The sequence below is a fragment of the Kitasatospora sp. NPDC032121 genome, from assembly GCF_055580145.1.
Map to the genome: position 1 here is coordinate 196,218 of NZ_JBVILX010000013.1, position 14,605 is coordinate 210,822.

At 70.7% G+C, this 14,605-nt stretch carries 10 protein-coding genes and 1 tRNA gene; 5 read left to right on the plus strand and 6 right to left on the minus strand.

Annotated elements, in window-relative coordinates:
* Positions 1–243 precede the first annotated feature (243 nt).
* From ACZ5OX_RS27625 to ACZ5OX_RS27635, 3 genes are all read left to right on the plus strand, one after another.
* Complete coding sequence (locus ACZ5OX_RS27625; protein ID WP_465633804.1) at positions 244–1,611, plus strand: tyrosine-type recombinase/integrase; 1,368 nt, start codon at positions 244–246, stop codon at positions 1,609–1,611.
* Positions 1,612–1,796: 185 nt separating this feature from the next.
* Entirely contained in the window at positions 1,797–3,770 is a 1,974-nt protein-coding gene (locus tag ACZ5OX_RS27630) for a hypothetical protein (protein ID WP_465633805.1), read from the plus strand.
* Between the two features lie 34 nt (positions 3,771–3,804).
* The gene (locus ACZ5OX_RS27635; protein WP_465633807.1) at positions 3,805–5,901 is read left to right on the plus strand and encodes a hypothetical protein; all 2,097 of its coding nucleotides are present in this window, start codon (positions 3,805–3,807) and stop codon (positions 5,899–5,901) included.
* A gap of 388 nt (positions 5,902–6,289) precedes the next feature.
* Here ACZ5OX_RS27635 and ACZ5OX_RS27640 read toward each other — a convergent pair.
* The 6 genes from ACZ5OX_RS27640 to ACZ5OX_RS27665 form a co-directional block, all read right to left on the minus strand.
* Positions 6,290–6,363, minus strand: a tRNA-Pro gene (locus ACZ5OX_RS27640).
* A gap of 135 nt (positions 6,364–6,498) precedes the next feature.
* Complete coding sequence (locus tag ACZ5OX_RS27645; protein ID WP_465633808.1) at positions 6,499–7,743, minus strand: MFS transporter; 1,245 nt, start codon at positions 7,741–7,743, stop codon at positions 6,499–6,501.
* Positions 7,744–7,951: 208 nt separating this feature from the next.
* Positions 7,952–8,743 carry a DUF1684 domain-containing protein gene (locus tag ACZ5OX_RS27650; protein ID WP_465633810.1) on the minus strand — a complete coding sequence of 264 codons (792 nt, stop codon included), beginning with the start codon at positions 8,741–8,743 and terminating at the stop codon, positions 7,952–7,954.
* Between the two features lie 231 nt (positions 8,744–8,974).
* The gene (locus tag ACZ5OX_RS27655) at positions 8,975–9,844 is read right to left on the minus strand and encodes an acyl-CoA thioesterase (RefSeq protein ID WP_449807993.1); all 870 of its coding nucleotides are present in this window, start codon (positions 9,842–9,844) and stop codon (positions 8,975–8,977) included.
* Between the two features lie 257 nt (positions 9,845–10,101).
* A complete protein-coding gene (locus ACZ5OX_RS27660) occupies positions 10,102–10,791 on the minus strand; it encodes an alpha-ketoglutarate-dependent dioxygenase AlkB family protein (RefSeq protein ID WP_465633845.1) in 690 nt (229 codons plus the stop codon).
* A gap of 420 nt (positions 10,792–11,211) precedes the next feature.
* On the minus strand, positions 11,212–11,985 hold the full coding sequence (locus ACZ5OX_RS27665; protein ID WP_465633811.1) for a transglycosylase family protein: 774 nt from the start codon (positions 11,983–11,985) through the stop codon (positions 11,212–11,214).
* Positions 11,986–12,585: 600 nt separating this feature from the next.
* Between ACZ5OX_RS27665 and ACZ5OX_RS27670 the strand changes: the two genes are divergently transcribed.
* Together ACZ5OX_RS27670 and ACZ5OX_RS27675 are read left to right on the plus strand one after the other, a co-directional pair.
* Positions 12,586–13,431 carry a hypothetical protein gene (locus ACZ5OX_RS27670; RefSeq protein WP_465633846.1) on the plus strand — a complete coding sequence of 282 codons (846 nt, stop codon included), beginning with the start codon at positions 12,586–12,588 and terminating at the stop codon, positions 13,429–13,431.
* Positions 13,432–13,624: 193 nt separating this feature from the next.
* Positions 13,625–14,563, plus strand: coding sequence for a hypothetical protein (locus ACZ5OX_RS27675; RefSeq protein ID WP_465633812.1), 939 nt, complete (start codon positions 13,625–13,627; stop codon positions 14,561–14,563).
* The last annotated feature ends 42 nt before the right edge of the window (positions 14,564–14,605 follow it).

Sequence of the window (14,605 nt, forward strand, 5' to 3'; positions counted from 1 at the left end):
CACAGTCCCCCCAGAGCACGTCCTCGATCGCCTATGTCCTACCACCGAGGACGGTTCGTCATAGGAGCATTGCGAAGATTCCCGGCCCTCCACTTCCACGGGCGGGGCCGTGCACGCCACTGAGCCAACCAGATCCGCACAGATTGGCGAAGCCCGCTGATCAAGGCCCAAGCGCCGACCACCCTATCGGCACGCGGGTCCACACTGGCCATGCGTTCACCTGCACTCCCGAAGGAGGACGTCATGCATGGCACCGGAACCATCTACAAGCGATGCGGATGCCGGAATCCTCACACCGGCAGGCAACTCGGAAGCCTCTGCCCAGACCTTCCCCACCGTGGCCACGGATCCTGGTACCTCGCAATGCCGAGGAGAGCTGCCGTCGACGATCACCGGTCCCGGCTGCGTCGAGGCGGCTATCGCACACGGGCTGATGCCGAACGCGCGCTCAAGCGCCTGCAAGACCACGATCACGTCCACGATGGTGGGCTGCTCACGACCGGGCAGTGGCTGCAGCGCTGGTACGTCATCGTCGAACCGCATCTGCGACCGTCGACCGCCCGCGGCTACCGACAGCACTTGGAGCAGTACCTCATACCGCTGCTCGGCCGCGAGCTGCTGTGCGAGCTGACCACCGACACCGTCCAGCAGGCTTTCAGCACCATCGTCCGCCGGCGCCAGAGCACAGGCCGACTGGTCAGCGCGAGCACGCTGCGCCGCGTGCAGGCGACACTGCGTGCCGCCCTGAACCTCGCGGTGCGCAGCGAGCTGCTGACCACCAACCCGGCTCGCCACATGGACTTGCCGAGGGCACCCCGACCACACCCGGTCGTCTGGACGGACAACCGCGTCGCGGAGTGGAGACGGACAGGCGAGCGCCCGCCCGTTGCCGTGTGGACACCCGTCCAGACCGCCGCGTTCCTCGCGTTCGCGAGTGATCATCGGCTGTACGCCCTCTACCACCTGTACGCCCTACGCGGCCTCCGCCGCGGTGAAGGAGCTGGGCTCCACTGGTCGGACTTCGACGCCTCGGGCCACACGCTCACGGTCGCCCGGCAACTACAGCAGCGGGAGAACGGACGGCTCGAAGTCTGCCCGGTCAAGACACGGGCTGGCGAGCGAACGATCGCGCTCGACAGAAGCACCATCCACGCGCTGAACACACACCGTAACCAGCAGAAGGAGGAAAGAATCGCAGCGGGAATTGACTGGAATGAGTCCGATTACATATTCACAGACACCTACGGACGTCCGCTGCGCCCGGACTACATCGGCCACGTCTTCCAGAACATGGTGCGCAAGAGCGGCCTGCCGCCCGTCCGGCTGCACGACCTGCGCCATGGTGCGGCGAGTCTCGCCTTGACCGGCGGGTCCGATCTCAAGGTCGTCCAGGCCCAGTTGGGGCACTCTACGATCATGACCACCGCCGACACGTACACGTCAGTACTTCCCGTGACGGCCCATCTCAGCGCCGAGGCGACGGCCCGCGTGGTCATCGACGCCGCCCGAAAACTCTCCCGGGGCATCCGATACCAGCCCACGCCGCGCAGACGGCACACGACGGCCCGACCGAGAGTCTCGTCTGACCCAGGAACACGTCGCTCAGTGTGATGCTTTGACGGTCAGCCACCTGATTCGGACGCCCCACGCGCGCCCCACCCGCGACCCATCAACGACAGACCAACCTCCCAGCCATACCTCAACAGGCAACAGAAAGGCCAGGTCATGAAGGGTGGCGGACCGGAAAACGGGCCCCGAACGAAATCGGCAGGCCTACGGATTAAAAGGGGGGACCAGTGACGAACGCCGAGACGGCCCTTGATGTGAGGATCGCGGCAGCCGCAGATGAGACTGTGGAGAAGGTCCGGGACGTATTCGGCACCTACGCGCTCCCACTCACCCACACGCCGGCCCGGCCGCGAGGGCTGCGAGTCCACCGGCTGAGGATCGCCGGCGTTCGAACGGGCTCCCTGGAACCCGGCCCCTTCGACACCACGCTCCCCTTCCCCGCAGGACTCACGGCCCTGGTCGCCTCGAACCTGAAGGGCAAGACGAGCGTCCTGGAGCTGATCACCTGGTGCCTGAGAGGGACGCCGCGCGATCTGCAGAGCGGCGTGCGCCAGTGGATCCGAGAACTGGACCTCGACGCCGTCGTGGCAGGCCAGCCGGTGGGTTTCCGTCTGGACATCACCAACGGTGAAGTCGTCTCCGGACTGATCCTGACCGGCCCCGACGTGAGGAGCCTCAGCTCGGTGCGCCGTCCCGATCCGGCGCGCGATGTGACACCGCTCATCCGGGCGGGCGGCGCGGACAGCTTCGCCGAGCAGGTCCAGGCGTTCATGATGGGCAGACTCGACCTCCAGCCCCTGGTCAACAGCCACAACGAGACCAGTACCCAGACCCACGGGTGGTCGTCGTACTACGGCGCCATCTACGTGCCCGCCGGCGGTGACAAGGTGCTCCTCGGAGACCAGACGTTCGGCGGGCTGGCCGGCCGTCTGCTCCAGGTGTTCCTCGATCTGCCGGCTGCCGCAGCGCTGACGCGGGTCAAGACCGCCTACGACCTCAGGGACGGTGCCGCCAAGCGCCGCCGCTCCAGCGAGGAGAGCGCATACAGCGCCCGCAAAGCGGAACGGGAGCAGGTCGAGGCCGATCTCGCCGCCGCTCGCGGCCGGCTCAGGGCGCTCCCGCCGCTGGACGAGCAGGAGTCCCTCACCGAACTGGCCGCCGAGGCCGCCCGGCTCGCGCGTGCTGTCGCCGATGCCCAGGAGACCTGGGAAGAGCTCATGCGCGTGCACCGGAGGAGCCGCGGCCACAGGCAGCGTGAGGAGAAGCGCCTCAACGATGTGGCCGAGAGCGTCACGGCCCGGCTCCTGTTCCACGGGCTGGACCCCAAGGCGTGCCCGCGGTGCGACCAGGCGATCGCCGAGGACCGGCGCCTCGAGGAGCGCGACAACCACTCCTGCGCTGTGTGCGCGAGGCCGGTCACCGGAGACGACGACAGCCCAGAAGAGGTCACGGCGGAGGCGCAGCAGCGGCTCGCCGACGCCAAGGACGCGGAGACCGGGGCGCGCGAGGCCCTCGAGAAGGCCGAGAGTGAACTTGCCCGGCTCACGGCTGCCCTCGAGGCCGTGGAGGAGCGCCTGCGAGGCGCCCAGTCCGTGGCGCTGCTTCCACAGCGCCTGACGGCACAGGAGGCGGTCCTGCGTCTGGAGGGGGCCCTGTCCGTGCTCCCCGAACCGCCCGGCATCGTGGACGATCCGGACGAGAGCAGGACGATCAAGGTCCTCAAGGCCGGCACCGAGGTCCTCGAAGCCGAGACCAAGGCCGCGGCCAGCAGGCTCTTCCAGGACGTCAACAACGAGATCGCCCAACTGGGGCGCCGCTTCGGCATCACCTCACTGGAAGCCGTGGAGATCAACCGCGCAGCCCGGCTGAAGGTCATCAAGGACGGCGGAGTGTCGGACTACTTCAGCAAGCAGAGCCCCGGCGAGCGGCTCCGCCTGCGCATCGCCGTGGTGATCGCCCTCCTGCGGGTGGGTGTGGCCCACGGCATCTCGACACACCCTGGCCTCCTGATGATTGACAGCCCCAAGGCCGAGGAAGTGCAGGACCTCGACGCCCACACCCTCCTCCAGGAACTGGCCGCGCTGGCGGAGGAGAACCACCTCCAAGTTCTGATCACGACCGTCGACTCCGACCTCGTCCACGACGTGCTGAACGACGACGGGCACATCATCGAGGCCCCCGAAGGCAGGCCCATGTGGTGACCAGGCGACGATGTCCATCGAAGGGAGAGGAGCCATGCAACTTGCGGACCGGCTGAACGATCTTGCGGCCTCGGGCCACGAGATCAGCTTCGACAGCATCGGGCTTTCCAACGAGGTCGTACTCGCCGAGGTCGCGGATGTCGCTGCCAGCCCCCAGGCGCCGTTGCTTGCCGAGGCCATCACCCACGTCTTCGACCACGGCGAGCAGGGCTGGGCGGAGGCCGTCGCGCAGTTCCCGATCGGGTTTGCCAGGCAGCCGAGCTTTCTGCATACGATCGCGGCCCTGGAACAGCTCTTCAACAGCACCGCGGCCATCCAAGGGCTCGCCAAGTCCCTCAACGGCGCCCTGCTGGCCGGTCTGGACCAGTTGGTGAACTCGCGGCCCATGGTCGCCGCGGCGCGACTGGAAGGGGCAGTCCGCCTCGCGGTGTCCGACGCCGTCAGTCCGATCAAGGTGTGGGGCGCCCTTGAGGACCTCGACGGCTCCGACACCCCCGAGGACTTCGCAGAGCGTCTTCCCCGCATCATCGGCCTGGGGCTGGACCGCTGGTCGAAAGACGAGCAAGCCATCACTGAGACCCTTCGCGGCCTCCTGAAGAGGCTGGCCGAAGGCGGGGCGGGAGACGTCGATGCCTTCGTCGAACTCGGCTACGACAGGCTGCGTTCGGCGCTGAGCTCCCGAACCGTCGCCGACGTGAGCCAGAACGTGGAAGCCGCCCTCACTTGGTTCCAGACGGCCGACGCGGCCGAGGAAGCCCGCCACGACGCGCAGGCGTACGCGGCGGTGTGCGAATCCCTTCTGGCCTTCACCGCGGGGCGGACCGAGGACCTTCGCGGGGCCTCTGACCGCCTGGAATCCGCTCTGGAACAGCAGAGCGCATGGAACTGGGGAATGCACCAGCCTGCCTGGATGAAACCCCAGGCGGCAGCAGACGTGGCGTGGGGGCATCTGGTCCTGCAACTGCAGCGGGCAGCCGAACTCCTCCAGGACGACGTGTGGATGGAACCGTGGGAGGCCCTCGACCATGTGCTGAGCGCCTACCAGTCGGCCCGCACGGTCTGCCCCGTCGGAGCCCGCGACGGCAGCGGCCTGGCGATGCTCGTCGAGCCGGCTGTTGAGGACGCGTTCCTGCGGCAGCAGGCACTGCTCTGCCAGTTGCGCCGCGCGGTGGCGAGTCCGGAGCGGCACCCGGGTGCAAGGCTGGACCACGCGACCGCCTCCAGCCTGCTCGCACGCGTCGACCAGCAGGTGGCCGCATCCTGCGCACGGGCACGGCGGGAGAGCGGAACGGATTCCTCGGGCAGCTCCGGCGAGGACGCAGAGGCCGACCAAGAGCGCGCCCACAGGTTCGCGCCCACTGCAGTGAGGAAACTCGGGATCGGCTTCACGTCCGGCCTCGCAGCAAAGGTCAGCGACGACGAGCTGAAAACGATCGACGGCCTCGCCTACATGGACGACCTCACCCGGCTTCGACAGTCGGACCCGCTGGTCGTTCCCCTGCTCGGGAAGGTGATGGAGGAGCTGAGCGCCTTCCCGGACTTCATCGGGGAGACCCGCCGAACCTTTGGGGTCCTCGTCGAGCAGACGCTTCTGTTCCTGAAGGCCGCGGCCGACCTCGACACTTCCACCGCCTTCGGCGACGGCCGGTACGACGCCAACGGGAAGAAGGTCAAGATCCGCGACTACCGGCGCCGCTTCGACAAGTCCCAGGGCGACCTCGTGCCGCTGGAGGAGGACCTGCAGCAGCACTTCCACTACTGGCTCCTCAGCAGCCAGATCAGCAACCTCGTCCAGGTCGAGCCGATCAACTCCGCGCTGGGCCGCGCCGATGTCCTCGTCCACTTCGGATCGCGCCGGTATCTGACGGAGATCAAGAAGAACCACAACAACAATGAACGCGCCTACCTGGAGCGGCACTACCTTGCGCAGGCCGCCGAGTACAGCAACACCAACGTCCCCTTCGGTCAGCTCCTGGTCCTCGACCTCACCGAGAAGGAGAAGGTGGGAACGCCGCGCATCGACGAGGTGACCTGGGTGGCCAAGCACCGCCCGCCGAAGGCCACGGTCGACCGCGCGGTGGTGGCCGCCGTGGTTACCGGCAACCGGTACACGCCGAGCGACTTCTCGTAGGACCCCGAAGATCTTGGACTCGCCGAGTCCGCCAAGCCTATGCTCGCCGATCGACAGGTGTGGTTCGTTGAACACGCAATCCACTTAAGGACGTTGCCTTCGCATCACCGGGTACGTCCTGCCGAGTCAGACCATGCGGCGAGGGTGACTTCCCAGAATGATCACGACCAAAAACGCACCCGAGTACCCCCATTCGCCCAAGGCGGGTCTTGGGGATACCGGCCCTCGGGAGCGACTCCCCGATCACCACCGGCGAGCGCCGGTCCCCAACTGGTCCCCAGCAAGATCGTTTAGGGGTGTTCGCAGTGACTCACTTCACTGACGATGCATCATGCAAAAAGCCGCTGACCTGGGATTTCTCCCGGCCAACGGCCTTCCGACATCACTGTCGGGACGACAGGATTTGAACCTGCGACCCCTTGACCCCCAGTCAAGTGCGCTACCAAGCTGCGCCACGTCCCGTAGTCTCGGCGCCTTCAGCGGGGCCTGGGGGGCTCTGCTGCGGGCTTCTCGACCTTGTCTCCGGTTGTCCCGGCGACGTGGAAAACAATACAGCACGTCGGGGGGTGCTCGCTGCCAGGTTCGGGGTTGGGTGGTTCAGGGGGTGGGGTGGCGGGCGTCGTAGGCGAGGAAGGCGGGGCGGCGGGCGGCGAGGAGGAGGACGGCGGCGACGCAGGCGAGGCCGCCGGTGATCACGGAGGTGGCGGGGCTGGTGAGGGCGGCGACGGTGCCGGACTCGAAGTCGCCGAGGCGGGGGCCGCCGGCCACGACGACGATGAAGATGCCCTGGAGGCGGCCGCGCATCTCGTCCGGGACTGCGACCTGCATCATCGTGTTGCGGAAGATCATGCTGATGGTGTCGGCGCAGCCCGCGACCGCGAGCAGCAGGAGGCCGAGCCAGAGGTTGTGGAGGGCGCCGAAGGCCGCGATGGCCAGGCCCCAGGCGGCGACGGCGGCGAGGACGGCGAGGCCCTGGCGGCGCACGCGGCCGACCCAGCCGGAGAAGAGCGCGCCGACCAGGGCGCCGACGGCCGGGGCGGAGACCAGCAGGCCGACGGTGCCGGCGTCGCCGCCGTAGAAGGTGATCGCGATGGCCGGGAAGAGGGCGCGCGGCATGCCGAAGACCATCGCGGCCAGGTCGGCGAGGAAGCTGGTGCGCAGGTTGGGCTGCTCACGCAGGAAGCGCAGGCCGTCGAGGACGGAGGCGCGGCCCTTGCGCTCGCCGAGCGGCCGCATGGCGGGCAGGCGCCACATCGCGTAGAGGGTGGCGGTGAAGGCGACGGTGTCGATCAGGTAGGCGGCCTGGGCGCCGTACGCGCCGATCAGGACGCCTCCGAGCATCGGGCCGACGGTGAGGCCGAGGTTCATGCTGACGGTGTTCAGGGCGTTCGCCGCCGGGAGCTGGTGGCTGGGCACCAGGCGGGGGATCATCGCGGAGCGGGCGGGCGAGCTGATCGCGAAGAAGCCGGCTTGGACGGCGACGGCGGCGTACAGGACGGCGACCAGGCCGAGGCCGGCGAGCGCCTGCGCGGCCAGGACCGCGGAGACGACTGCCAGGCCCGTCGAGCCGATCAGGCCCAGCCGCCGCCGGTCGACGGTGTCGGCGATGGCGCCTCCGTAGAGGCCGAAGGCGACCAGCGGGACGAGGGAGAAGATGCCGACGAGCCCGGTCGCGAAGGCGGAGCCGGTCAGGTCGTAGACCTGGACGGAGACGGCGACGGCCGTCATCTGCTGGCCTATGGAGGAGATGGCCTGTCCGGCCCAGACGCGGCGGTAGTCCGGGTGGTCGCGCAGCGGGCTGAGGTCGGCGAACGCCCGCCGGTACCAGGGCGCACCGGCCACTGCCTCCGGCCCGGGGCCGTCCCCCGGCCCGGGATCGGGTTGGGGTTCGGGTTCGGGCTCCGCGACGGACGACGGAGGGGGCGAAGCGGGCGAGGGAGAGGAGGACGGGGTGGAATGTTGATTGTTCGACATAATCCCCCATGCTCCGCTCCGCCCCCGGACGCCCTCGCACCGGGCCCCGCCGCGAGCAGGGCCCCGCCCCCGCTCGCTACCGGCTCAGCACCTGCTTCTCCCCCGCCTCCACCGCGAAGTCCAGCCGGTTGCCCGGCGGCGGGAACGGGCAGATGAAGTGGTCCGAGAAGGCGCACGGCGGCAGGTAGGCCCGGTTGAGGTCGAGGACGGTACGGCCCTCGGCGTCGGGTGCCGGCAGGGTGATGAAGCGGAAGCGGTAGGTGTCGATGCCGCTGGTCGCGTCGGCGATCACACCGCTGAGCCGCTCGCCCGACCTGCTGACGGTCAGGGTGCGGTGCTCGCCCGCCACGGTGAAGGCGATCTGCCCGGAGACGGCCAGCGGGCGCTCCCGCCCGTCGGCGTTCGGGACCACGACCGACTGCGCGTCACCGTCCTCGAACGGGGTGAAGACGGCGGGCACCGCCCACTCGGGCGCGTACGGGTAGGCGGCGATGCCCGCGAACGCGGTCCGCCGAGGTGCCGCCGGGTCGAAGACCCGAAGGGCCAGCTCGCCCTCGCGTTCGATCGGGACGAGCAGCAGGGCGCCCAGGGTGGCGGTGTCGGCGGCCGGGTCGCTGTCCGGGCGGAGCAGCACGTCGCCGTCCACCGGTGCGCCGGCGCCGTCGACCGTGATGCCGTCGGTCGCCTCCGCCCGCACCCGGACGCCCTCGGCGTCGGCCCACCAGCGCCCGGGCAGGCCGGGGATCTCGGCGGGCTCCGGCTCCAGCCAGTGCGTGCCGGTGAGTGCGAGCTGGCCGTGCGGCGCGCTCACCGACGCCGCCCGACCGTCGCTCCAGTGCTTCCAGTCCTCCGCGGCCGTCGCCGTCATCGGTCCACCCTCCCGGTCTGTCCGTGGACGGCCCGCCGTTCGGGCCGTCCGTCTCGGTCATCCACAACACCGTCCACGCGGACGGATCATTCCCGTCGGCTCGAAACCGCCGAAACCGCAACACGGCGGCAACGCACCGAAACGGGGCACAACACACGTCGGCACGACACAGGGCCCGACAACACCAGGCACACCAGCACCGGGCACGGCGACACCGGCCACGGGCATCACCTACCCGTCGTGACGCTTCAGCGGACGGAACAGCCCTTCCTGCACCACGGACACCACCAGACGGCCGTGCCGGTCGAAGATCTGCCCACGTGCCAGGCCGCGCGCGCCGTGCGCGATCGGGGACTCCTGCTGGTACAGCAGCCAGTCGTCCGTCCGGAACGGCTGGTGGAACCACATCGCGTGGTCGAGCGAGGCCATGTCGAAGTTCCGCTCGCCCCACAATGGCTCGACCGGGGCCCGGACGGCGTCCAGCAGCGTCATGTCACTGGCGTAGGTGAGGGCGCAGACGTGTATCAGCGGGTCGTCCGGCAGCGGGCCGTTGGTGCGCAGCCAGACGCCGCTGCGCGCCTCGACTCCCGCCAGCTCCTCCTTGCTCCACCGCAGCCGGTCGACGTACCGGATGTCGAAGGGCTGGCGGCGGCTGATGAACGGGGGCAGCTCGCCGAGCCGGGAGCCGACCTCGTCCAGCGCGCTCGGCAGGCCCTCGGGGGCGGCGACGGCCGGCATCGGGTACTGGTGCTCGATGCCCGCTTCCTCGGGTCTGTGGAAGTCGGCCGTGAGCGCGAAGATCGACCGGCCGCCCTGGATGCCGAGCACCCGGCGGGTGGTGAAGGAGCGGCCGTCCCTGATCCGGTCGACCTGGTAGACGATCGGCACACCGGGGACACCGGGGCGCAGGAAGTAGGCGTGCAGCGAGTGGACCGGGCGCTCGTCATCCACCGTGCGCCCTGCCGCGACCAGCGCCTGCCCGGCGACCTGACCGCCGAACGTCCGCTGCAGCGCCTCCTCGGGGCTGCGCCCACGGAAGATGTTGAGTTCGATCTGCTCGAGGTCGAGCAGATCGACAAGATCGTCGACGGGGGTACTCATGCGCGCACGCTTCCTCTCCTGACTCCGAACGAATTCTCCAGCTCACTCGAATTCTCCGGCGACCCTGGTCATTCCCGCACAGCGGCCCGGAACCCCCAGTTCACTCGAACGAGTAGACGAGTAAACGAGTCGGCGAGTCCGCGAGTCCGCGAGTCGGCGAGTCACTGAGTCAGTGAGTCGGCGAACTGGCAAGTCGGTGAACCGGCGAACCAGTGGCGGACGGGACGACCTCGCGCCCCCAGGGAAACCCTCCTCGGCTACTCCCCCAGCCCCGACTCCCGCACCGTGATGTTGAGCCGCCCGGTCAGCCCCAGCGCCGGATCGGCCGTCCCCGGCAGCGTCCGCACGACCCCGTGGTACGCGAACCGGACCGGGCCGCCGAACACCAGCAGGTCCCCGCTGCGCAGTTCCAGGTCCGTCCACGGCCGGGTCCTGGTCTCGGTGTTCCCGAGCCGGAAGACGCAGCCGTCGCCCAGCGAGAGCGACACCACCGGCGCGTCGGCCCGCTCGTCGCGGTCCTGGTGGAGGCCCATCTTCGCGCCGTGCGCGTAGTGGTTGACGATCGCGATGTCCGGCGCGTACGTCGCCGCGCCCGCGATCTCCCCCACCGCGGCCCCGTACGCCTCGGCGACGGCCCTGCGCGCCAGGTCCCCGAGCAGCGACGGGAACGGCTTGACGGGCGCGCCGTCCTCGGCGACCCGCCGGTACCCGTACGGGTACCAGTGCAGGCCGAGGCTCACCATCCGGACGGACATCATCCCGCCGGTGGGCATCCGCACGGCGTGCAGGCCGGCCGGCGGACGGGCCCACTCCCGGCAGGCACCGACCAGCCGGCGCTGCGCGTCGAGGTCCAGCCAACCGGGGAGCAGAACGGCGCCGGGGGCCGGCTCGGAACGATCGCGCCCGCCCGGGAACCCGTCCGGGTCGCTGAACAACTCGCCCTGGATCACCCCACCATCCTCCCGCACCGCGACCGCCCGGGCCCAGCCCCACTACCCGACGGCGGGCACACCCCGGGAGTCCCAACTCCAGCCCGCAGGAAGGCCGGCGACGCCGCCACGGTGACACCCGGGCACTCGGGCGCCGGGCACCCGGGCACCACGCCGAGCACCGCAGAGCAGCACCGAACACCGCGAAGCATCGCCGAACACCACGAGACGCCGCGAAGCATCGCGGGAAGCCGCGAAACGCCGACGGCCGCTCCCCCGACCCGCGGGGGAACCCGCACGGTGGAGAAGCGGCCGTGGGAGCCGAACGCCTCGGCACATCGACACGTCGACACAGTGGCGCCCGACCGGGCACCGGCACCGTGAAACCCGAGCAGCCGATACCGGCTACGCACGGGGCCTCGAGTGCTGGGCGAGACCTCAGATGCTGAGGGCCTGGCCCGGGAAGATCAGGTCCGGGTTGCCGCCGATGACCTTGGCGTTGTTCTTGTACAGGTCGTGCCAGTCCAGGCCCTGCGCGGCGGCGATGGAGCTCAGGGTGTCACCGGCCTTGACGGTGTAGCTGCCCTTGTCGGCCGGCTTGGCGTCGTTCGAGCTGTTCCAGGACTTGGCACCCTGGTCGGCCTTCGGCGCGGGCTTCTGGGCGTCGGTCTTCGGCGCGGCAGCGTCGTTCTTCGGCGCGGCCTGGGCCTTGGGGGCGGCCTTCGGGGCCTCGGCCGGCTTGGCGGCGGCCTTCGGGGCCTGCGCCGGCTTGGCGGCGGTCGAGCCCGCCGAGGTGTCGACGGCGGCCGGGGCGCCGCCCTTGGTCAGACCAGCCTTGACGGAGCAGACGGGCCAGGCACCCGGGCCCTGGGAGGCGAGGACCTTCTCGGCGACGGCGATCTGCTGCGCCTTGGTGGCCAGGTTGGCCTGCGGGGCGTAGGCGGTGCCACCGAACGCGGCCCAGGTGCTGGAGGTGAACTGCAGACCGCCGTAGAAACCGTTGCCGGTGTTGATGGCCCAGTTGCCGCCGCTCTCGCACTGGGCGACGGCGTCCCAGGTGGCGACGGAGGCGGCGGAGGCCGAGGTGGCCGTGACGAGGCCGGCCACCGGCAGGGCCGCGACAGCGGCACCCGCCACGACGGCCATCCGAACGCGGTTGCGCTTGGTGGCGGCGGAGGTGGTGGCAGCGGCGGTCTCGTTACGGAAGGTCATGGGGTTCCTCTCGACAGCCCCGGGCGGGCATGCGGAACCAGGCCCTGGGGAGGGCCGCGATCGCTTGCCGCGTCCGTCGGACGGCCGTGCACGTGTCGGACGTGCCGCTGCCGCCCCGGCCACCCAGCCGCTCGCCGAGCGACCTGTTCGAGCGATCGCGTCGGCGGGCACCAGCCACGCCCGGCGAACCGGGGAGCCGTGCGTCGGGGGTGAACCCGGGTGGCGCTCGTTGCGCCGACGAAGAAGCTACGAGCCGGTCGGTGCGGAAACCAAAACCTCGGCGGTCTGCCCAGCTCAGCCAACGGTTACCGAGGGTAACAACCAGGCAATCATGCCCGAAATGTCCGCTTTAGCCATCGATTCCTAGATCAAACATCCAGGCCGCGTGACTCACCTCACTGTTTGATTCCGGCAGTCCTGACACCGACATCGACAGATTGCGACCACGAGAACACGCCGTGCGGTCGGATCCGACGCAATTCCCGTCAGCCTTGACGGGCACCCGTGACGCCTGACACAAGGGCCCGTTGGGCATGACGACCTCCCCGTGTCCGCCCCCGAACCCCATCCACACCCACCCGAGGAGACCCTGTGCCGCGCATGCTCGACGTCAGCGACGAGGTCCGGTCCGAGATCGGCGACGACGAGGCCGACCGCCTGCTAGGCGGCGACCGCGCCCCCGACAGCTACGAGTGCACCTCCTGCCGGACCCCCGGCGACACGCACGTGGAACCCACCAGCACCGTGCTGTTCGTCGGCGACGAGACGGCCGTCCTCGCCTTCGCACACGCCCGCTGCATCCCCTCCCAGGTCGTACCGGTCTCCGAGGAGCAGCTGGCCGGTGCCGTCCGCAGCATCAGCCAGTCCCAGCCCGGCGGCCCGGACCTCGCCGTCCCCGCCGGCGTACCGCAAGCCCCCGCCCCGGCCCCGGCCCCGCCCGCCGGTCCGGCCCCGACCCAGCCGAGCGCCCCCGGCCAGGCCGCCATCCTCGGCATCACCTGCGGACTGGTCCTGCACGGCAAGGTCGGTCACGCCTCGCTGGTGGTCGAGCCGACCGGCCCGGTCGGCCGCCCCGGCAGCACCTCGGGCGAGGACGAGTTCCTCGACCTGCTCCAGGACGCGGGCTTCCAGCCGGTCACGGACCTGGACGAGACCCCGGAACAGCTGCCCGGCTGGTCCGTCCTGGTCGCGATGGGCAAGCTGCACGCGGTCCTCCAGCCCGCCGCGGCCGGCGGCAGCACCGGCTGGTGGCAGGCCCACCAGCCGCTCCAGGTCCCCGACGCCTGGCGGATGGCCGCCAGCCAGCTCTCCGAGGTGACGATGTACGCCGTGCCGGCCGGCATGGTCGGCCGGCAGCCCCGTGAGGACCTGCTGCGCCAGGCGCTGGAGCGGGCGGTGGCGCTGGGTCAGGTGGTGGCCGCCTCCCTCCCGCTCGCCGGTACCTGATCCGCCTCCGCGCCCGACCCGCCGGAAGGCGGCCGCCCACCCCCACGGCCGCCTTCCGGCGGGCGCGTGCCCGCCGCGCCCCGGCGTGCCTGCACTCCGCCCGGCGCACCCGCCCCCTCCACGCCCCGGCGTGTGAGTGCGCCCGCACTCCCGCGCCCCGCATCCCCCGCCCCTCTCGCTCGTTGGCCCCTACGTGTACAGCTACGACGTCTCCGCGTCCCCCGGCCGGTCCGCCACCGCCTCGCGCTCGATCCCGGGCATGCGCCCCTCGTACGACGCCGAGCACCCGCACTCCGCCACGCCGATCTACGACGAGCTGTACTCCGAGTACCGGCGCCTCTTCCGTGCCCTTCCCGGCGACCGCTCGGGCGAGGAGGACCTGAAGTTCACCGGCTTCGCGGTCCGCGACGGTTACCCGCTGCTCGGCGAACAGCGCTCGTACCCGCCCCAGCAGCAGGCGTTCCACACCCTCGCGGGCCAGGTGCCGGGCCTGCCCCAGTTCGTTCCGGGCCCCCAGAGCCACGGCTCGGGCCCCACCGGCGGCCAGCAGCCCGGTCATACCGGTGGGCACGACCGGGGGCACACCAGCAGTCACACCAGCGCCCAGCAACACGGCCACTCCGGCGGTCACACCGGCGCCCACGCCAACCCCCACCCCGGCAGTCATACCGGCGCCCACAGCAACCCCCACCCCGGCGGTCACACCGGCACCCACACCAACCCCCACCCCGGCAGTCACCCTGGCAGTCACACCGGCGGTCACACCGCTGAAAGCCACATCGGAAGCCACAGCACCGGCCACCACCGCCACGGCCACTCCGCCGGCCGTCCCGAGCCCACCGCCCCCACCAGCGACGGCCTCGGCCACACCACCTCGGCACCCGTCCAGGCCCAACCCGCCGTCCCTGCTGCCCAGTTCACCAACGGTCAGGGATGGGTGGCGGCCGGCTACCTGGGCGCGGCCCCGCACTCGCTGCCGGTGCCGGCACCCGTACCGCCGACGCCACCCGCGCCCGCCCCGGTGATGGGCACGGCCACCGGCCTCGCCCCCGCCCCCTCCTCGCCCGGCGGCGGCGGTCGCCACCGCCAGATGCTCTCCCTGCCCCCGGGCCCCACCGCCGAACACCGCTGACGCCCGGCCCGCACCCCGAGCAGGAGCCGAACACCGCTGACG

Excerpts from the sequence above, each read along its gene's own strand:
- ACZ5OX_RS27625 (WP_465633804.1), top strand. The coding sequence starts at position 244 with ATGCATGGCACCGGAACCATCTACAAGCGATGCGGATGCCGGAATCCT.
- ACZ5OX_RS27635 (WP_465633807.1), top strand. The coding sequence starts at position 3,805 with ATGCAACTTGCGGACCGGCTGAACGATCTTGCGGCCTCGGGCCACGAG.
- ACZ5OX_RS27650 (WP_465633810.1), bottom strand. The coding sequence starts at position 8,743 with ATGACGGCGACGGCCGCGGAGGACTGGAAGCACTGGAGCGACGGTCGG.
- ACZ5OX_RS27655 (WP_449807993.1), bottom strand. The coding sequence starts at position 9,844 with ATGAGTACCCCCGTCGACGATCTTGTCGATCTGCTCGACCTCGAGCAG.
- ACZ5OX_RS27665 (WP_465633811.1), bottom strand. The coding sequence starts at position 11,985 with ATGACCTTCCGTAACGAGACCGCCGCTGCCACCACCTCCGCCGCCACC.
- ACZ5OX_RS27670 (WP_465633846.1), top strand. The coding sequence starts at position 12,586 with ATGCTCGACGTCAGCGACGAGGTCCGGTCCGAGATCGGCGACGACGAG.